The following is an 18,318-nucleotide window of genomic DNA, read 5'->3' on the forward strand; positions in this document are numbered from 1 at the left end:
ACCGTTTTCCGGGCAGGTCACACAAAATTGAAATCAAGTTTAACCCACAAAACAAAAGGTGATGAAAACAACAAAAAAGTCAATCGTAAAAATTTTGGTTCCCATATTGGTGCTTGCACTCATGGGGTGTAGCTCGGATTCAGATGAAATAGGAACCGATCCTGATCCAATCGCAAATCCCGACCCGGACCCTGGAACCGACCTGACCTTTGCCCAAGTGGTGGCCAAGGGAGGCGAGTTTGAAAGCTTTCCAGAAAGCAGGAGTACAACGGAAATCTCGGAGTCGGAACCCAAAAATGAAGATTATGTAACAAAAGACGAAGAAGGTGATGATATAGAGCAGCGATTTGTATGTGTTACCAAACGGGTAAGTGTTACCGATGGTAATGGAACATTTCCTTTGTTCAATACCGGTGCAGATGTAATTTATCCCGGTAGTCTGCTACAGGGAAAAACATTGAATAATGCCACTCCTTCCCCTATTGTGGTTGAAAGGGCCGGCGGAACGGTTTCCTATGACCTTAACAATGGAAACCTCCAATCCAGTTTTACAGTAGATCAAGTAGCTAAAAGTAGTATTCAAAATGCAATGAACAATATCATCGCCGGAGCCGGGGATGTGGTACCCGCCAATTTCACCCTGGATATTTTACAGATTGAATCTGAGAGTCAACTGGCCCTTGAAATGGGATTGGATGTGCAGACATTCACCACAAAGGTTTCGTCCGACTTATCATTCAGCACAGAAAAAACATTTAATCGCACCCTGGTTAAATTGACCCAGCGTTATTACACCATGAGCTTTGATCTACCCACAAGCCTTAATGCCATTTTCTCAGATAATGCCACCCCAGAACAGTTAGACACTTACATTCAGGAAGACAATCCCGCTACTTTTATCTCATCGGTAACCTATGGAAGAATATTCTATATGTTGGTAGAGTCCACTTCGAGCCGTCAAGAAATGGAGGCCAAATTAGATATTGCCTATGGCGCTTTCAGAAATAAGGTGGAAGGTGAATTGGGGGTTAGCGCCATGGAAGAGCTCAACGACCTTAAGATCAAAGTTGTTGCCTATGGCGGAGATGCCGCTGGCACCTTTGAACTGGCTGGTGAAACCAATATTTCCGATATCGCGAACAAATTGGCGGAGAGCACGGATATTAGGGCAGGCCTACCCTTGTCCTATGTAGTGCGAAGCGTTGAGCGACCGGACACGATTGTGGGCACTTCACTGGCAACAGAATATGATGTGGTCAACTGTGAGTTAAAGGGTGTATTGCCGCCAGGGGCTTACTCCGATTTCGTAGAACTTTTTGAAGATGGTATTGGAGCCATGGGACGCATAGGCAACAGCGATGTGGTCATCTTTAACAAAGCAGGTACACAATACGCTTGGTACAACGGAAATACGCCAGGCATCTTAGAGGATGGCGACAGAAAAATATTTGATATCACCGACGAAAATGGCCCCTTGGGCGGTCTAGAATTAGAAAATGTTGGGGCGATAGTAAAGTTTGCTGATAATCTTGCTGACCGACTCTACATTTTCAGTGGGGATGGATTTAGCCTGCAAATCTATATTTTGAACAATTATACTGAAACCAACCAATTACCTGAAAACCCAGTTGGAGCCGCCGGAAGTGTGCTTTTGGTAAATTCCATTTTTGGAGATAGTGGTAATTTCTTTCTAGGAAGTGAAGGCATTGGTGCCGCGGTGCAGGTTGGTGCCACTAAAATGGCCTTTTTTGGAACAAGTGGGGATAATTATCAGATATATGATTCCAGTGGTTCAGGGTCCTGGTCGGCATTAACCCCTTCAAATGAATGGTTTGGGGATTCAGAGAGTTTTAAAAATGGCCGTTTGTTTGATGAAGTCGGGGCGGCGACCGTATTCACAATAGGGGGAAGCAGTAGTCGATTTTTGTTTATAAATGAAACGGGCAATGAACTTAATGAATGGTTCTCCTCGGCCACTATTGGTCAGGATAGGTTTGAAGGGCCATGGATCATTGATTAAAGTCTATTTGAGTTAGTTAAAAACAAAAGCCCCGGGAACCACTCCGGGGCTTTTAATAAAATCAAAACCAACCTAAACATATGAGTTTACCTCATATTTTTTGAAAATTTTCATAGCAATTTTCTCTAATAGAACAACCAGATAACAAAATACCCTACCTGTTTTTTTATTTTTTTTGAAAAAAGTTACTGAAAGGGTATCTCAGAGGGTAAATCGACCTTAAAAAAATAGAGGTCATCATCATCTGGCCCATATCGAAGTAAGCTATCAATGGGGGTTGAAGGAATGTTATCTTTTTGGATGCTCACAATACCATATCCACTTCTAAAAGTTTTAGGGAGAGTGGCGGAGAAATCATCCAGAGTGAAAATTTCCTTGCTAGAATCAAGCAATCGTATTTGTCCACCATAAGTTACATTGGGTAACACCCATTTTTCCTTCGGAAAATCCTCGCTGAGCTTTTGATGCAATGCTGTATATTCAAACTGAATGTCGGATTTAATCTCCAAAAGTCTTTCAAATGGTGTTCTTAATACCTGAAAACTCAAAACGGAGATATAAACAATCGTTCCCCATTTTATATAGTTCTTTTTTACAGGACCCAGATACGCTATGAACAAGACCAAATAGGGCAATAAGAGTGGTAGCAACCACCGCCCATGTACATCTTGGGCATCCATCAACACAAAAAAGACCAGCAACACCCCAACCTGTGCAATTCCTAAATGAAACAACCATGTCAATTTCTGGTTATTTTGAGGGTTCTTTTTTCTAAAGAAAAACATTCCTATTGTCAATAGTAATATTGGCAGCATTCCTTCCAAAAGCGCCTTTCCCATTTTTAAAACAGGACCTATTACAAAAATCCCAGGGTCTGAATCACCAAACTTCATCCCCAAGCTTTTTTTTATTTCAAGCAAATACCCTTCGTGTAACAACCAATATAGATGCGGTGAAATAAGAGCCATAGCAACCATACATGACAGTACTATCTTTTTGTTCCATACAATGGTCTTTATGTTGGAATCGAAAAAAGAAACTATAAAAAGTGTAGCTGGGAAAAGCACATTGTTGTACTTGGCAAGCATCCCAATGCCCATTGCCAAACCCAATAGAAGATAGTTATAGGCAGATTTTTTTTGAACCAGCTTGGTCACAACCAAATACGTAGCAAGTATGGTCAAACTGGCCAAGAGTGTATGGGAAAGCCTCCTAAAGGCAAAATCGATGAACACAGGTATCAAAACTGAAGCTAACATTACCAGTTCCGCTTTCTTGGCTTCGCCAAATAGCTTTTTTCCAAGTTTGGTCAGCAACAATAAAATTGAAGCAAAAAGCACCCCTCTTAGAAATGAAAATGAGAACTTAGTGATCCCAAAACAGTAGTTGACCATTTTCTGAAGCCAGGTATACAATGGAGGTTGGTCATCATAGCCCCATCGCCACCATTGCGAATAGTAGGCTTGCTCTGCATCCTCCAACTCCAATGAATTTTTTAAATAACTGATGAGGATAATCGAAGAAAGGGAAAATAAAGCAAGAAACCAGGTCAGTCGACTTTTCACGATCAAACCTGCCATTATTCTATTTTCAATACAGAAAACCCTTTAGCCATTGGATTAAGGTGATTCATAAGAAATGGGACCAGCTCATCACCAAACTCTAGGTAGAGTTCTGAGAAGTTCAGCTGACGTTCTTGTAGGGATTGATTGGGAAAAAGTTCGTTCTGAAGGTCGGTCATGCGTATCACATGATCTTTCAGTTTCCGTTTTTGGGCCTGCAACAATCGCTTTTCCAATGTATCCAAGCCTTTTTTCTGTTTTATCTCTTGGGCCTTAACAGCCCCAACAAAGGTTTGATCTGTCTCTTCGGCCAGTTTGTACAAAGACTCAAACTGTTCCTCCAGATATTTTTTCTGTTTGGAAAAATCAATATCAATATTCGAAATCTCACGAATTTTCTTGTTGATAAAGCTGTTTTGCTTCAAAAACAAATCCGAAACCGTCAAATCCAGCTTTTCCACCTTTCTTGCTTGCTTTTCAGTAAGAACCAAGGCTGAATTACGAAGTAATAGCATGGGAAAAGGAATCTCCATTGCTTCAAAATATGATTTTAGTTCCAACCAATAGGCCAGCTCCCCTCCTCCTCCAATATAACAGAGATTGGGCAAAATCACCTCTTGGTACAGCGGTCTAGCAATAACATTGGGAGAAAATCGTTCCGGATGATTCTGGAGTTCTTCTTGCAATTGGCTTTTTGAAAATTGGATTTCCGTATTGTTAACCTCATAGCTTCCATCTTTCTCTACGATTCGTTCCCTGATTCCATCCATCAAATAGAAATAATTGATTTCCCTTGGGTTCACCTGAATTGTATAATCTGAAGAAACCTCTTTTAACGCTTCAATGGATTCGGAAACCTTCTGAAACGGGGTGTTTTCAAAAATATCTTTTTCAGCATAAGGCGCCATTAGTTTTTTTAACGTAATGTCATCACCATCAACAATTACCAGACCATGATCCCCGAAAAGTACATTGGTCAAAAAACGAGTGGCATCCGTTAGATTTGAGTGGTATATGTATGCTTTTTCGAAAAGCTCCTTCAATTGATTTGCATTGAAAGAATTACCCAATTCATGAGAAAGGGTATCAAAAATAGCCTCTAAACCATCTGTTCTCAATTTCCCAACTGCTCCCGAAGCTTCTCGGTTCCATTGTACCTTCTTTCCCTTAAAATTAAAGTAATTGATCTCATCAAAATCATGATCCTCAGTAGCCATCCAATATACTGGAACAAAATTATATTTTGGATAAGCTTCCTTTAATTGTTTGGTAAGGTTAATGGTGGATATAATCTTGTATAGAAAATACAATGGACCTGTAAACAGGTTCAACTGATGCCCGGTAACCACAGTAAATGTATTTTTCTTTCTTAATGAAGCTATATGGTCTGATGTAGCTTCCGAAACTTCAAAGTTTTCATACTGTGTTTTAAGCGCATCAACTAAAATTGGTCTCTGTGCTTCAGGAAAATTAGCTTCTTTTTCCGCAATTTGTGCCTTAAAATTCTTTATATCGGGAAAGTTGCCATAAAAAGGTTTCAGTTCCTTTTTCTGGTCTAGATAATCGCAAATAAGTTTAGAGAAATAACCCGTTTCTTTAAAAGGTATACAATCTACTTCCATTCAGTTGAAATATCGCGCTAAAGATAATCCTCTTCTTTTTTTCTTCTCCTAAAAATACGTTAATTGCTTATTGGTCTTGTCTGAAGTCAATGAAAAGAAGGTGGTTGTTCCTCAATTTATTGTTAGATTTGGAAGGACTAATTTCAACTAAATGACAAGATTTCTACTTTTATCGTTTTTCCTATTTTCCCTTGTTTCTTTCGCCCAGCTTAAATCTCCTTCAGAGTTTTTGGGGTATGAACTGGGCACCGAATTTACACGGCACCACGAAGTGGTGGATTATTACGAATATTTGGCCAAAGAGGCTCCGGACAGAGTCAAACTAACTACATATGGGCAAACCAATGAGCGTAGACCTTTGCTATTGGCTTACGTGTCCTCTTCCGAAAATATTTCCAATCTGGAAAACATTAGAACGGAGCACTTGAAAGATATTGAAGGTGCCGGAAATTCCACCAAAGCAATTGTTTGGTTGAGTTATAATGTACATGGCAATGAAAGTGTTAGTACAGAGGCTTCCATGCAGACCATTTATGATTTATTGACAACCAAAAGTTCCTATTTGGATGACGCGGTTGTTATTATGGACCCCTGCATCAACCCCGACGGACGTGATCGATATAGCAATTGGTACAATCAATATAAAAATACACCGCATCAGGTGGACCCAAACAGTAAGGAACACAACGAAGGTTGGTGGAACGGGCGAAGCAATCATTATATGTTCGATTTGAATAGAGATTGGGCGTGGCTAACGCAAGTTGAAAGTCAACAACGTATAAAAGTTTACAATAAGTGGTTGCCCCATGTGCATGTGGATTTTCATGAACAGGGAGTGGACAACCCCTATTATTTTGCCCCGGCGGCAGAGCCTTATCACGAAGTGATAACTGATTTTCAACGTGATTTTCAGGTAACCCTAGGTAAAAATCACGCCAAATACTTTGATGCCAATGGTTGGTTCTATTTCACCAAAGAGATTTTTGACCTGTTCTATCCCAGTTACGGAGATACCTATCCCACCTATAATGGAGCTATTGGTATGACCTATGAGCAGGGAGGCAGTGGCCGTGGTGGTCTAGGGGTCATTACAAAGATTGGTGATACTTTAACGTTAAAAGATAGGTTGTCCCATCATCATACCACGGGATTGTCCACAATAGAGGTAGCTTCCAAAAACGCGGACAAGTTGAATGCTGAGTTCAAAAAATTCTATAAAAACCGAAGTTTTAAGTATAAAAGCTATGTACTTAATGGTGATAAGGATAAAATCAATGCTTTAAGGAATTTGTTGACAAAACATGAAATCGAATGGGGTGTTCCCTCAAAAGGTACGGTGAAGGGTTTCAATTATACTACAGGAACCAATGGTACCATGACTACCTCGAACAATAGCTTGGTGGTGTCAGCAAACCAGCCCAAGGCAACTTTGGTCAAAGTTTTATTTGAACCCAAAGCCAAATTGAGCGATTCATTGACATACGATATCACAGCCTGGTCCTTGCCCTATGCCTATGGCCTTAATGCAATTGCATCAAATTCGTTGATTGTCGATTCTGGGCAAGGTCTTTCAACCCCTACAAGTTCAAGCGGTGATGTAAACCCAAATAGTTATGCCTACATAGCGGATTGGGACAGTATGGAAGATGCTCGCTTTCTTGCGGAACTTTTAAAGAAGGGCATTAGGGTTCGTAAAGCAGACCATCCTTTTTCCATAGAAGGAAAATCATTTAAAAGAGGTAGTTTAATTATCACTAAGGCAGACAACCAGAACAAAGCAGATTTTATTGATGTGCTGAAGGGTGTTTCCGATAAATTCAAGAAAGAGATTACAAGTTCAAAAACAGGTTTTGTGGACTCTGGTAAGGATTTTGGCTCTGCCTATGTTCAGATGATTGAAAAACCCAAAATTGCTGTTTTATCGGGTAAACCGACTTCTACCTTACGCTTTGGTGAAATTTGGCACTTTTTTGAACAACAATTACACTACCCGATTACTGTTTTGGATAGTGATTATATCAACCAGGTCGACCTTAAAGATTACCATATTTTGGTGCTACCAAGTGGGAACTACGGAACTTTTTTCAATGAAAAGGAATTGAAAAAATTGCAAGATTGGGTAAAAAATGGAGGTAAGATTATTGCTATGGGTGGAGCAATAAATGCTATAGACGGTGAAAAAGGTTTTGGCATCAAAAAGAAAGAAGCTAAAAAAGATTCTACCGAACATAAACCCAAACCTCACAAGAATGTGCAAAGGGAAAATATTAAAAATGCCATAACAGGCGCCATTTTTAAAACCAAGGTGGATAATACCCATCCTTTGGCCTATGGGTATGGAACAGATTACTTTACCCTTAAATTGGGGAATGCAAGCTATGATTACCTAAAAAATGGAAACGCCGTATACCTAGAAACCAATACCTCTCCCGTTTCCGGTTTTGCTGGTAGCGAAGCTCAGAAAAAAATAGGTGAATCCTTAATTTTTGGCTCCGAACAGTATGGACAAGGGCAAGTTGTTTATATGGTGGATAATCCTTTGTTCAGAGGTTTTTGGGAAAATGGAAAGCTGTTTTTTGCCAATGCCCTTTTTATGGTAGATTAAGGTTTTATTGTTTTTAACGACTTTATCTTGAACGATCGACCTAAACATGGAGCTTTTCCATTAATTTTTAGTGCTCCATAACAACAGTTGATAGATTCCATATATCATTAAAAATCACTAATTTAGAGGTAATCGTTTTTTAATCAAAAAATGCAGTTGTTATGAATCAGATAGGCCTAGAAATTCGGAAAAAGACCCTCTCAATAGTATCCACCATATTATATGTTCTGGTGCTAGGAATCACACAAACATTTGCTTTCCAACAGCAGCAAACCGAAAATTATACCCAATATAAAGGAGAGGTGGTTGATGCTTCATCGAAAAAGCCTCTTGTATTTGCCACTTTATCCTTAGAAGGCAGTAATATTAGTACCATTACAAACACTGAAGGGAAGTTCCTCCTAAAAATTCCACAGGGCACCACTGATGGAACTGTCCTGGTTTCTTTTTTAGGTTATAAAAGCAAGAGCATAAAACTTTCTGAACTAAATCCCAACAAGAACAAAATTTCCTTGCTTGTATCGGTTACCGAGCTTTCAGAGGTGAACATCAATGCTCCAAAAGATGCAGCGGCATTGGTCAGGGAAACATTGGCAAAAAAAGGAGATAATTATTTTGATGACCCAACTTTAATGACCGCATTTTATAGAGAGACCATAAAAAAAAGAAGAAAGAATGTGTCCTTATCAGAGGCAGTGGTAAACATTTATAAGTCCCCATACAGCTCTCTTAGAAAAGATGCCGTAGAGCTCTACAAAGCTAGAAAGAGTACAGATTACAGTAAATTGGACACCGTTGCCCTAAAGCTACAGGGCGGTCCTTTCAATGCTTTGTATGTGGACATTGTAAAATATCCTGAATACATATTTGCTGACGGCTCCATTACAGATTATAAGTTCAGGTTTAGTAGATCCACCAGAATCAATGACAGATTGATTTATGTTATCAAGTTTGACCAGTATGAATCTATTAAAGCACCATTGTACAAAGGTGAACTGTTTATTGATGTTGAAAACAAAACATTGACCAGTGCCATATATACGCTCAATATTACAGATAAAGTAGCCGCTTCCAAACTCTTTGTCCGCAGAAAACCCGCTAAGGTTGATGTGTGGCCAACTGAAGTTGCCTATCGTGTTGATTATAGGGAAAAAGGCGGAAAGTGGTATTATGGCTATAGCAATGTGCTTTTGAAATTTAAGGTGGATTGGGAGGATAAACTGTTCAATTCTGTGTATAGTATGACAGCGGAAATGGCAGTCACTGATTGGGAAAAGAACATTACGGGACAGTTGCCCAAAAACCGTGAACGTCTTAAAAAATCCATTATTTTAAGTGATGAAGCAGTAGGCTTTTCAGACCCTGATTTTTGGGGCGAATACAATATCATTGAACCCGAAAAATCAATAGAGTCCGCTATCAAGAAAATACAACGTCAGTTGCGCAGAGCTAAAAAAAATAATGGCTCGGCAGCTCCATAATAAAAAGTAATCATGCTGTATTAAAAAAGCCCCTTAATGGGGCTTTCTTTATTTATCAAACTCTAGAATTGTTTTCCTGATTATGGAAACACAGTCCAGCAATTGCTCTCTGTTCATGACCAGTGGCGGCGCAAACCGGATAATATTTCCATGGGTAGGTTTAGCCAAAAGTCCATTCTCTTTCAGTGCCATGCAAATTTCCCATGCAGTGGAACTATCCTCGGAGTCATTGATCACAATGGCATTTAAGAGGCCTTTCCCCCTTACCAAACGCACCAAATTGCTCTCTTTGATGAGCTTTTCCATTTCTTCTCGAAAAAGTTCCCCCAATTCGGAAGCATTTTGAGCCAATTGTTCTTCTTCAACAACATCCAAGGCTGCCATGGCCACAGCACAGGCCAAAGGATTTCCTCCAAAGGTAGAGCCATGGTTACCAGGCCTTATGACTTCCATAACCTCATCATTGGCCAAAACAGCGGATACAGGCAACACTCCTCCAGAAATAGCTTTGCCCAAAATCAACACATCTGGTTTTATGCCAACATGGTCAATGGCCAAAAGTTTACCTGTTCTTGCAATTCCTGTCTGTACCTCATCCGCCATGAATAACACATTCTTGGATTTACACAGATCATAAGCCTCTTTGATGTAATTGTCAGCAGGCACATAAACTCCAGCCTCCCCCTGTATGGGCTCAACCAGAAATGCAGCTACATTTTCATCTTTCAGTGCTTCCTGAAGAGCGTTGATATCGTTGTAGCGTATTGAAATCATTCCCGGTGTGAATGGTCCAAAGTTTTCCGTGGCAATAGGGTCATTGGATGCTGAAATAATTGAAATGGTGCGTCCATGGAAATTGTTTTGGCAAACAATTATTTTAGCTTGATTTGCGGGTACTCCCTTTTTCTCATAAGCCCATTTTCTTGCCAATTTCAGTGCGGTTTCAACAGCTTCCGCACCCGTGTTCATGGGTAACAATTTGTCAAAACCAAAATATTTGGTGGCAAATTCTTCATACTTACCCAACATATCATTGTAAAATGCTCGTGATGTAAGTGTAAGCTTTTCAGCTTGGTCCTTAAGTGCGGAAATAATCTTTGGGTGACAATGCCCTTGGTTTACCGCTGAGTAAGCTGACAAAAAATCATAATATTTCTTGCCTTCAACATCCCATACGTACACACCTTCTCCTCTACTAAGGACAACTGGCAGTGGGTGATAGTTTTGGGCGCCATACTTGTTTTCTAAATCAATCGCTTGCTGCGACGTTAAATGCTCTAAAACAGCCATTTTAGTTATAGTTAAATTAAAAAAACAACTATTCCTACAATACCTTTATTCTTTCGAAGTCTCGAAAAAGCAGCGTGGGAGAGAAATCATCCCTGAAGAGCGGCTAAATTATTAAATATTTGGCAATTATTCTCAATTTAGGGGTTCAGTCACCCATTTTTATGGGCCAGCGCAGAAATCTGCAACTCCAATCTTTTAAGCTCACGGAGGACATCATTTTTGTCCATCTGCATCCAAATATAGACTTTGAGCATACTCATCATAAGCATACATGTAAAAATGCCCATACCCCATTTGATTAGATCATTGGTAGCTTCAGTGTCCAAAAATTGGATGATACAATAAATCAGCAGTCCAAAAAATATCAAAACCATGATGTTCATTATAATGGCCAGCCACGCCATTTTGCCTCTAAAAATTCCTCCAAATTTTTCCAAAACATTTTGTTCACCAAGTTCATCATAAAATTTAGCTTCTTCTTGGCTGAGCGCTTCCTTGATCAGTTCATCTATTTTTTCAATGTCTTTTTTCATTAATATTGATTTTTAAAATTGTTTTTAATTTTTCCCGTGCATGAAACAAACGTGATTTTGTAGTTCCCACAGATATTCCAAGGAAATTGCCAATTTCCTTCATCGAATATTCCTCAACATAAAACAGCTTCAACACCATTTGCTGATTTTCAGGCAGTTCTTTAATGGCCAATAACAGTTTTTGGACATCTGATCCTCTGTTATCCTCAACATCATCAACTTTGGTTTCCTCGTAATAGTTCTCGGCCCTTTTTCTATTTCGCTTAACATTGTTTAGATAGTCCAACGATTTTCTTGTCACAATTTTGGTCGCCCAACTTCCAAAACTATTCGGATCTTTAAGTGTGTGCAGCTTATTGATGATGGTCTTCCAAGAATCTTGGACAATATCCTTTGAAGCCTCAATATCCATGGTATACCTATATGAATGTTTACACAATCGTAGATGATGTCGTTTTACCAAAAGTGGAAAGGAATTCTTATTTCCCGTTTGATATTCCAAAACCACCAGACCATCAAAAGCTTTTTCGGTTGTTTTCATACGAATTTCTACTTAAAGGACGGCGATTAATCAAAAAGGTTCAAAAAAATGTGGATTTTATATTTTCATTATACAAGTTAGTTGTTCTGTATAAAAACCTATGCTTACTTTTGCGCCATGCGCAGAAAAAACAAGCGAAGAACGTTTGAACATGTCGAAGTAATTGACGCCGGAGCCAAAGGAAAATCGGTTGGGAAAGCTCCAGACGGTAGGGTAATATTCCTTTCTAATGCCGTACCTGGCGATGTGGTGGATGTGATGACCACAAAAAAGAGAAAGGCTTATTTTGAGGGTATTGCAACAAAATTCCATACGCTTTCAGACAAAAGAGCCACTCCTGAATGTGAACATTTTGGGGTGTGCGGTGGATGCAAATGGCAACATATGGCCTATGAGCACCAACTCTATTTTAAACAAAGGGAAGTGGAGAACAATTTGAAACGAATTGGGGATATTGAGCTACCCAAAACAACTCCGATTCTTGGTTCCAAAAAGCAGTATTTCTATAGAAATAAAATGGAGTTTTCCTTTTCCAGTAGTAGATGGCTGACCCAAGAAGAAATAGATTCCGAAGTTCCCATTGAAGATAGAAATGCCCTGGGGTTTCATATTCCAGGAATGTGGGACAAAATTTTAGATGTTAAGAAATGTCATCTTCAAGCTGATCCGTCAAATGCAATTCGATTGGAAATACGCAATTTTGCCATAAATCAAGGACTCTCTTTCTTCAACCCAAGAAAACAGGAAGGACTGTTGCGTACCATGATGTTACGGACGGCATCGACTGGAGAAATTATGTTGTTGATTCAGTTCTATGATGATAATACAGAGCAACGGGAAGTACTATTGAGTCATATCAAGATAAAATTCCCAGAAATAACATCGCTGCTCTACGTGGTTAACCAAAAGCAAAACGACACTATCTATGATCAACAGGTGGTTTGTTTTTCTGGCAGGGACCATATTTTTGAGGAAATGGAAGGGTTACGGTTCAAAATAAATGCCAAGTCGTTCTACCAAACCAATTCGGAGCAAGCTTATGAACTATACAAAATAACTCGGGACTTTGCCGGCTTGACCGGTACCGAACTGGTCTATGATCTATATACTGGAACAGGTACCATTGCACAATTTGTTTCTAAAAACGCCAAAAAAGTGGTAGGAGTGGAATCCGTACCCGAAGCCATTGAAGATGCCAAGGCCAATGCGCTCAGCAATGACATAACCAACGTTGACTTTTATGTTGGGGATATGAAAAATGTGTTCAATTACGAATTTATTGAACAACACGGACACCCAGATATAGTGATTACCGACCCGCCTCGTGACGGAATGCATAAACTGGTTGTGGAACAACTTCTACTGGCAGCGCCAAAAAAGATTGTCTATGTAAGCTGTAACAGCGCAACCCAAGCAAGGGATTTGGCTCTTTTAGATGAAAAATACATAGTAACCAAAGTGCAGCCTGTAGATATGTTCCCCCAGACCCATCACGTTGAAAATGTTGTACTTTTGGAGAAACGGGTATAATTTTTGATGAAATCTGTTTTTAAATTTAGCATGAAAAAAATACTCCCCATCTTACTGATAGCTTTTTTATTTGTCCATATGGCTTCCTGTGAAAAAGATGATATTTGTGTGGAAGGCGATACCCCCCTATTGGTCATTGGCTTTTTTGATATAGACGATACCACCCAATCCAAAGATGTACCCGATTTAAGGATAAAGGAAGTTATCTTGAACACTAATATCAATACCATTGCCGATCGCACCAGCAGTTTGGATTCCATAGGTATTCCGTTACGCATGGATGCCACCAGTACACAATTTGAATTCATTACCAACTCTGCCGATGATGATGATACAGGAGAGGAAACTGGCAATATAGATGTCCTTACTGTTTCATATAACGTAACCGAGGCCTTTGTTTCTAGAGCATGTGGTTTTGTGGCCAATTATGAAAGTTTAAACGTTACTCTCCCAGACAACACAGAGAATTGGATTAAGGATATCAGTGTTGTTCAACAAAAAATAGAAAACTCCAACAATATTCATGTCAAGATATTTCATTAGTCTCTTTTGCATAGCAACTTCCTTTTGGGGAATATGTCAGGATAAACCTATTGATCTACAGCCCAAGGACACCGTGGAGTACAAACAGGAATACGGTTTGCGTGTTGGGGCGGATATCAGTCGTTTGATTTTATCATTTGCTGATGAGGACTATACCGGTTTGGAGTTGGTTGGGGATTACCGGTTGACGCGGAAGCTATATTTAGCAGCCGAGCTGGGGAACGAGAAAAAAACACAAACCGAAGGTTTAGGGAGCACGCTATTGTACAATTATACCACATCTGGAAGTTATCTTAAGTTAGGGGTCGAAATCAATTCTTATGAAAATTGGTTTGGAATGAGCAACTCCATTACGATTGGAGGGCGCTACGCTGCAGCTAGTTTTAGCCATACCCTGAACAACTACAATATTTTTGACAGTAACAGATTCTTTAACCCCGATGGCTTTTTAGAAGGTGCACAGAATGGCGAGGAATTTAATAGCCTGAATGCCTCTTGGCTCGAATTTGTTGCAGGAATTAAAGTTGAGCTGTTTGCCAATATTTATGTGGGTATGAGTGCTCGTCTTGGTTTTTTGGTGACCAATAAGGAAGAAGAGCGCTTCCCCAATCTTTGGATTCCTGGGTTTAATAAGGTAACAGATGGAAGCAACTTTGGTGTGAGCTACAATTACTCCATCTCCTACTTGATTCCATTCTACAAAAAATCCAACAAGAAAAAGGAAGAAACTCCTGAAACTGAGCAGAATTAGATTGTTGTTTTTAAAAACCTTTTTTATTCAACAAGAATATGAAAACTAAAAATACGTTGATCAACTATGTTGAGTTTAAGGCGGTTGACCTTGAAAAAACAAGGAAATTCTTCAACCACTGTTTTGGTTGGACATTCACCGACTATGGTCCTACCTATACCGCATTTGCGGAAAGTGGTCTTGAAGGTGGATTTGAAAAGAGCGATGAAAGTATTGTAAACGGAGCTTTAGTTGTGTTGTACCATGAAGATCTTCCGCTTATAAAAGCTAAAATTGTTGAAGCTGGAGGAAAAGTGGTAAAGGATATCTTTTCCTTTCCCGGTGGTCGTAGGTTCCATTTTGCAGATCCATCAGGAAATGAACTAGCGGTTTGGTCCGATAAATAAAAATGGTTTTACAATTATTACTTCTTTATGATTATAAGAATCTTTACAGCAACAGTACCATCAGAACTTCATTTGGAGTTTGAAGCTAAATTCAAAGAAATTTCAGTTCCGCTGGTTAAAAATCAATCAGGTTTATTAGGATTGGAAATTGCCAAACCCACCCAGTGGAACCCAAATTCGTATGTCATGATATCAAAATGGGCCGCAGAAAATGATTTAGTACGTTTTGCCGGAGAAAACTGGAACGAAGCTCATATTCCTTCGGGAATGGAAAAGTACATTGAAGAATGCTCCGTTAATCATTACTTAGACATTCCTATTTAAAAAAGGATAAAACAAACCAGCAATAAACCTCAATCATTCTGGGAATCCGTTTTGTATTTTCCCTTTTTGCTCCCCGAGTACATTTCGTATTTTACCAGTCTAGACTCTAACTTTCCATTATAGGTTTTTATCTTTCTTGAAGGTCTAAGGCCAACATATTTCAATGCTTCTAGGTTAGAAGTGATCAACCATGCATCGGTGTCTGGATAACGTTGTTTTAAGGTATCTCCCATTTTCCCATAAAAATCGGCTATATCTATTTGAAGACGCTCTCCATATGGTGGATTGAATACCATATGTAATTTTGAATCCACCGGTTTTTCTGTTCTGAAAAAATCCTTTCGTTCAATAGTGATATATTCAGAAAGATTGGCATTATCCACATTTTCCTGAGCTTTTCTCACTGCCGACGGAGCCTTGTCATATCCAATAATTTTGTGATGGAACTCCCGAGTTTTATTTAGGCTGGCATCTACAATTTTTTGGTGTAATTCCGCATTATAATCTTTCCAGTTCATAAAAGCATAGCTTTCCCGATTGATATTTGCGGGAATGTTGCAGGCTATCATTCCCGCTTCAATCAAAAAAGTACCACTACCGCACATGGGATCCAAAAAATCCAGTTGTCCATCCCAGCCACTTGAAAGAAGCAGACCGGCCGCAAGTACTTCATTAATTGGCGCAATGTTCGTTGAGATACGGTATCCCCTTTGGTGCAACGAACTACCCGAACTATCCAGGGATACCGTGCATGAATTTTTATATAAATGAATATTGATGCGCACATCCGGATTCTGGGTATTTACACTGGGACGCTGGCGTTCTACCGCCCTAAACTTATCCACAAGAGCATCCTTCACCTTTTGCGAAACAAACATTGAGTTATTGAATACTTCTGAACTCATGGTTGTATCGATAGCAAAGGTTTTACCATGATCAAAATATTCGGGCCAATTTATTCTATATGCATTTTGATAAAGCTGTTTCTCATTAAAAACCTTAAAGGATGCCATAGGCTTAAAGATTTTTAATGCGGTGCGTAGGCACAGATTGGCCTTGTACATAAACCCTGTATCTCCTTCAAAGGTAACATTGCGCACGCCCTCCTTTACATGGCCAGCTCCGAGATTTCTAAGTTCTTTGGCCAAAATGGGCTCAAAACCATAAAAGGTCTTTGCCAGCATTTTAAAGTTTTCCATAATTCATCATTGATGTCTGCAAAGTACGGGACAACATCTTAATTTGATACAACTTTTAAGAAGAATATGTTTTCTTACCTTCCATTTATGGATGAGATTAATTCCACTTTTATCTTCCATAAAATACATATTGAGCAAAAGCTTCCTTTTCCTACAAAAAAGAAGATTTATATCAACAAATGATTAAATAATTATTAAAAATGTAATTTTACCTACCTTGGAGGTGATGAGCCACCTATCAAATTTATGGGTAATGATATCAACATAGAAAAGTCAACACTCTTCCAACTTATAAAGCAGGGAGATAAGGAAGCCTATAGACTTCTTTATGATTTGTATTACCCAAAACTACTTCAAATAGCCAAGGGTTACATCACTAAAAATGAAGATGCCGAAGAATTGGTACAGGATGTATTTCTCAAACTTTGGAAAAAAAGATATACCATCAATATCAGTTCCAATATGGATGGTTATCTCTATAGTATGATGCGCAATGCTTGTTTAGATTTTTTGAGATCTAAGAAAAATACATTGAATATTGGTGATAACATGGCCCAGTTAGAAGCTGCACTAAATTTGAAAGCATTGTCAAACGATACTGCATCTGCCCTATTGGTAAAAGAACTGGAACAACAAATTATGAAAGCCATTGAGCTCCTTCCAGATAAATGTAAAGCTGTGTTCTTGAAGAGCAAGATTGAGGGACTGAAAAACAAAGAAATCTCAGAAGAATTACAAATTTCAAATAAAACGGTAGAAGGCCATATCACCAAGGCAATCAAACACTTACAATTACATCTAAAAGAATTTTTATACTTTTTTCAATTTATTCTCCTTTTCATGCAAGGGTAGCCCATTGGTTTTTACGTCTATTTAAATAGACAATTCATCAAACTTGGGCATGAGCAAAGAAACTATCGAAGAACTTTTAGGGGAAGATATCGACCCCAAGAAAAAAAAACAGCTAGTAAATTGGCTCTTTAAGCATCCAGAGCACCTAGAAACCTACGCACTGCTAAAAGCTAAGAAAGTTGCAAAATCTGTCGAAACCAATACCATTGGAAAAAAAGAACTTGATGAGGGGTACAACAAAATTCTTAGACGGATTAGGCGCAGGGCCATCCTCAAAAGGTCTGGAATTGCTGCTTCGATAGTAATGCTAATGGCACTTTCCGCCAATCTTTACTTTGGAAATCAAACGTTTTTCCCAAAAACATCCGATTTGGTTCAGGTAACTACAACCATTGGTGAAAAGAAAAATATTATACTACCAGATGGCACACAGGTAACTTTAAATGCCAACAGTCAATTAGAGTATCCTGAAGCTTTTAATGACAGTCTTAGGGAGATTAGCTTAAACGGTGAAGCTTATTTTAAGGTAGTCAGGAACGAACATAAACCTCTTTTGGTCAATACCAACAGTCCCATTAAAATTCGAGTACTGGGTACAGTTTTCAATGTAAAATCATATCCCGAGGAAAAGCATGTAAAAACAACTTTGGTATCTGGAAAGGTAGAGGTCATCAAACAAGATAAGAGTAATGATGCCATTATATTAACCCCATCACAGCAAGCTGTGTACCACAAGGATAACAGGAAAATCAATATTGAGACCGTTAAATCTGAAGATGTGATTTCATGGAAGCATGACAAGTTGATTTTTGATGAAACCCCACTCTCTGAGGTAATTCTGGATTTAGAGCGGAAATTTGAAGTCAAGTTCAAAGTGGACTCAGCAGAGTTGTTGAATTATAAATTTACCGGAACCTTTAATACAATTGCCCTGGAAGATGTCTTGAGATTGTTGAGTATATCTTCTCCAATTGAATATACATTATTAGACAATACAATAATATTAACTCAAAAAAGAACAGAATGAAATAAAAAAAAGGGAGTGTTCGCACCACTCCCCTTTAATTCAACTATTTAGC

Annotated in this window: 16 protein-coding genes; 10 read left to right on the forward strand and 6 right to left on the reverse strand. The window is 38.9% G+C overall.

Annotated features, from left to right (window positions below; translation table 11 throughout):
- Positions 1 to 61: 61 nt before the first annotated feature.
- Entirely contained in the window at positions 62 to 2,020 is a 1,959-nt protein-coding gene (locus ACOQO1_RS01315) for a thiol-activated cytolysin family protein (protein ID WP_420601063.1), read from the forward strand.
- Between the two features lie 185 nt (positions 2,021 to 2,205).
- Here ACOQO1_RS01315 and ACOQO1_RS01320 read toward each other — a convergent pair whose 3' ends face one another.
- Both ACOQO1_RS01320 and bshC read right to left on the reverse strand, forming a co-directional pair.
- Positions 2,206 to 3,600, reverse strand: coding sequence for an ArnT family glycosyltransferase (locus ACOQO1_RS01320; protein ID WP_420601064.1), 1,395 nt, complete (start codon positions 3,598 to 3,600; stop codon positions 2,206 to 2,208).
- The gene (gene bshC / locus ACOQO1_RS01325; protein ID WP_420601065.1) at positions 3,600 to 5,204 is read right to left on the reverse strand and encodes a bacillithiol biosynthesis cysteine-adding enzyme BshC; all 1,605 of its coding nucleotides are present in this window, start codon (positions 5,202 to 5,204) and stop codon (positions 3,600 to 3,602) included. Before bshC ends, ACOQO1_RS01320 begins: the two co-directional genes overlap by 1 nt.
- A 151-nt stretch (positions 5,205 to 5,355) precedes the next feature.
- On the opposite strand from bshC, the gene ACOQO1_RS01330 reads away from it, so the two are divergent.
- Complete coding sequence (locus ACOQO1_RS01330; RefSeq protein WP_420601066.1) at positions 5,356 to 7,809, forward strand: M14 family metallopeptidase; 2,454 nt, start codon at positions 5,356 to 5,358, stop codon at positions 7,807 to 7,809.
- A gap of 161 nt (positions 7,810 to 7,970) precedes the next feature.
- Positions 7,971 to 9,290 (forward strand): carboxypeptidase-like regulatory domain-containing protein, encoded by a 1,320-nt coding sequence (locus tag ACOQO1_RS01335; protein WP_420601067.1) that lies wholly within the window; start codon positions 7,971 to 7,973, stop codon positions 9,288 to 9,290.
- 48 nt (positions 9,291 to 9,338) lie between these two features.
- Here the strand turns inward: ACOQO1_RS01335 and rocD are convergent, their stop codons facing one another.
- From rocD to ACOQO1_RS01350, 3 genes are all read right to left on the reverse strand, one after another.
- Positions 9,339 to 10,580 carry an ornithine--oxo-acid transaminase gene (gene rocD, locus ACOQO1_RS01340; protein WP_420601068.1) on the reverse strand — a complete coding sequence of 414 codons (1,242 nt, stop codon included), beginning with the start codon at positions 10,578 to 10,580 and terminating at the stop codon, positions 9,339 to 9,341.
- A 149-nt stretch (positions 10,581 to 10,729) separates the two neighbouring features.
- Positions 10,730 to 11,113 carry a DUF6768 family protein gene (locus tag ACOQO1_RS01345; protein WP_420601069.1) on the reverse strand — a complete coding sequence of 128 codons (384 nt, stop codon included), beginning with the start codon at positions 11,111 to 11,113 and terminating at the stop codon, positions 10,730 to 10,732.
- Positions 11,097 to 11,654: an RNA polymerase sigma factor gene (locus ACOQO1_RS01350; protein ID WP_420601070.1), complete on the reverse strand. Its 558-nt coding sequence runs from the start codon at positions 11,652 to 11,654 to the stop codon at positions 11,097 to 11,099. The genes ACOQO1_RS01345 and ACOQO1_RS01350 overlap by 17 nt, the downstream gene beginning before the upstream one ends.
- A 117-nt stretch (positions 11,655 to 11,771) precedes the next feature.
- Here ACOQO1_RS01350 and rlmD point away from each other — a divergent pair, with 117 nt between their 5' ends.
- Genes rlmD through ACOQO1_RS01375 form a run of 5 tightly spaced genes read left to right on the forward strand, consistent with a single transcriptional unit; the run spans position 11,772 to position 15,188 of the window.
- Positions 11,772 to 13,184: a 23S rRNA (uracil(1939)-C(5))-methyltransferase RlmD gene (gene rlmD / locus ACOQO1_RS01355; RefSeq protein WP_420601071.1), complete on the forward strand. Its 1,413-nt coding sequence runs from the start codon at positions 11,772 to 11,774 to the stop codon at positions 13,182 to 13,184.
- A 30-nt stretch (positions 13,185 to 13,214) separates the two neighbouring features.
- Positions 13,215 to 13,727, forward strand: coding sequence for a DUF6452 family protein (locus ACOQO1_RS01360; protein ID WP_420601072.1), 513 nt, complete (start codon positions 13,215 to 13,217; stop codon positions 13,725 to 13,727).
- On the forward strand, positions 13,708 to 14,478 hold the full coding sequence (locus ACOQO1_RS01365; protein WP_420601073.1) for a DUF6048 family protein: 771 nt from the start codon (positions 13,708 to 13,710) through the stop codon (positions 14,476 to 14,478). The genes ACOQO1_RS01360 and ACOQO1_RS01365 overlap by 20 nt, the downstream gene beginning before the upstream one ends.
- A 38-nt stretch (positions 14,479 to 14,516) precedes the next feature.
- Complete coding sequence (locus ACOQO1_RS01370) at positions 14,517 to 14,864, forward strand: VOC family protein (protein WP_420601074.1); 348 nt, start codon at positions 14,517 to 14,519, stop codon at positions 14,862 to 14,864.
- Between the two features lie 27 nt (positions 14,865 to 14,891).
- Positions 14,892 to 15,188, forward strand: coding sequence for an antibiotic biosynthesis monooxygenase family protein (locus ACOQO1_RS01375; RefSeq protein ID WP_420601075.1), 297 nt, complete (start codon positions 14,892 to 14,894; stop codon positions 15,186 to 15,188).
- 29 nt (positions 15,189 to 15,217) lie between these two features.
- Here ACOQO1_RS01375 and ACOQO1_RS01380 read toward each other — a convergent pair whose 3' ends face one another.
- On the reverse strand, positions 15,218 to 16,390 hold the full coding sequence (locus ACOQO1_RS01380) for a THUMP domain-containing class I SAM-dependent RNA methyltransferase (protein WP_420601276.1): 1,173 nt from the start codon (positions 16,388 to 16,390) through the stop codon (positions 15,218 to 15,220).
- Positions 16,391 to 16,633: 243 nt separating this feature from the next.
- Here ACOQO1_RS01380 and ACOQO1_RS01385 point away from each other — a divergent pair, with 243 nt between their 5' ends.
- Positions 16,634 to 17,239, forward strand: a complete 606-nt coding sequence (locus ACOQO1_RS01385; protein WP_420601076.1) for an RNA polymerase sigma-70 factor — start codon at positions 16,634 to 16,636, stop codon at positions 17,237 to 17,239.
- A 49-nt stretch (positions 17,240 to 17,288) separates the two neighbouring features.
- Positions 17,289 to 18,266 carry a FecR family protein gene (locus ACOQO1_RS01390; RefSeq protein ID WP_420601077.1) on the forward strand — a complete coding sequence of 326 codons (978 nt, stop codon included), beginning with the start codon at positions 17,289 to 17,291 and terminating at the stop codon, positions 18,264 to 18,266.
- The last annotated feature ends 52 nt before the right edge of the window (positions 18,267 to 18,318 follow it).

It is taken from the genome of Flagellimonas sp. (assembly GCF_965222555.1).
Classification (GTDB): Bacteria; Bacteroidota; Bacteroidia; order Flavobacteriales; family Flavobacteriaceae; genus Flagellimonas.

Bases quoted from the DNA above. Each gene is read 5' to 3' on its own strand.
- ACOQO1_RS01365 (WP_420601073.1), top strand. From the start codon at position 13,708: ATGTCAAGATATTTCATTAGTCTCTTTTGCATAGCAACTTCCTTTTGG.
- ACOQO1_RS01385 (WP_420601076.1), top strand. From the start codon at position 16,634: ATGGGTAATGATATCAACATAGAAAAGTCAACACTCTTCCAACTTATA.
- ACOQO1_RS01375 (WP_420601075.1), top strand. From the start codon at position 14,892: ATGATTATAAGAATCTTTACAGCAACAGTACCATCAGAACTTCATTTG.
- ACOQO1_RS01360 (WP_420601072.1), top strand. From the start codon at position 13,215: ATGAAAAAAATACTCCCCATCTTACTGATAGCTTTTTTATTTGTCCAT.
- ACOQO1_RS01320 (WP_420601064.1), bottom strand. From the start codon at position 3,600: ATGGCAGGTTTGATCGTGAAAAGTCGACTGACCTGGTTTCTTGCTTTA.
- ACOQO1_RS01370 (WP_420601074.1), top strand. From the start codon at position 14,517: ATGAAAACTAAAAATACGTTGATCAACTATGTTGAGTTTAAGGCGGTT.
- bshC (WP_420601065.1), bottom strand. From the start codon at position 5,204: ATGGAAGTAGATTGTATACCTTTTAAAGAAACGGGTTATTTCTCTAAA.
- ACOQO1_RS01330 (WP_420601066.1), top strand. From the start codon at position 5,356: ATGACAAGATTTCTACTTTTATCGTTTTTCCTATTTTCCCTTGTTTCT.
- ACOQO1_RS01350 (WP_420601070.1), bottom strand. From the start codon at position 11,654: ATGAAAACAACCGAAAAAGCTTTTGATGGTCTGGTGGTTTTGGAATAT.
- ACOQO1_RS01345 (WP_420601069.1), bottom strand. From the start codon at position 11,113: ATGAAAAAAGACATTGAAAAAATAGATGAACTGATCAAGGAAGCGCTC.
- ACOQO1_RS01315 (WP_420601063.1), top strand. From the start codon at position 62: ATGAAAACAACAAAAAAGTCAATCGTAAAAATTTTGGTTCCCATATTG.
- ACOQO1_RS01390 (WP_420601077.1), top strand. From the start codon at position 17,289: ATGAGCAAAGAAACTATCGAAGAACTTTTAGGGGAAGATATCGACCCC.
- rocD (WP_420601068.1), bottom strand. From the start codon at position 10,580: ATGGCTGTTTTAGAGCATTTAACGTCGCAGCAAGCGATTGATTTAGAA.
- rlmD (WP_420601071.1), top strand. From the start codon at position 11,772: ATGCGCAGAAAAAACAAGCGAAGAACGTTTGAACATGTCGAAGTAATT.
- ACOQO1_RS01335 (WP_420601067.1), top strand. From the start codon at position 7,971: ATGAATCAGATAGGCCTAGAAATTCGGAAAAAGACCCTCTCAATAGTA.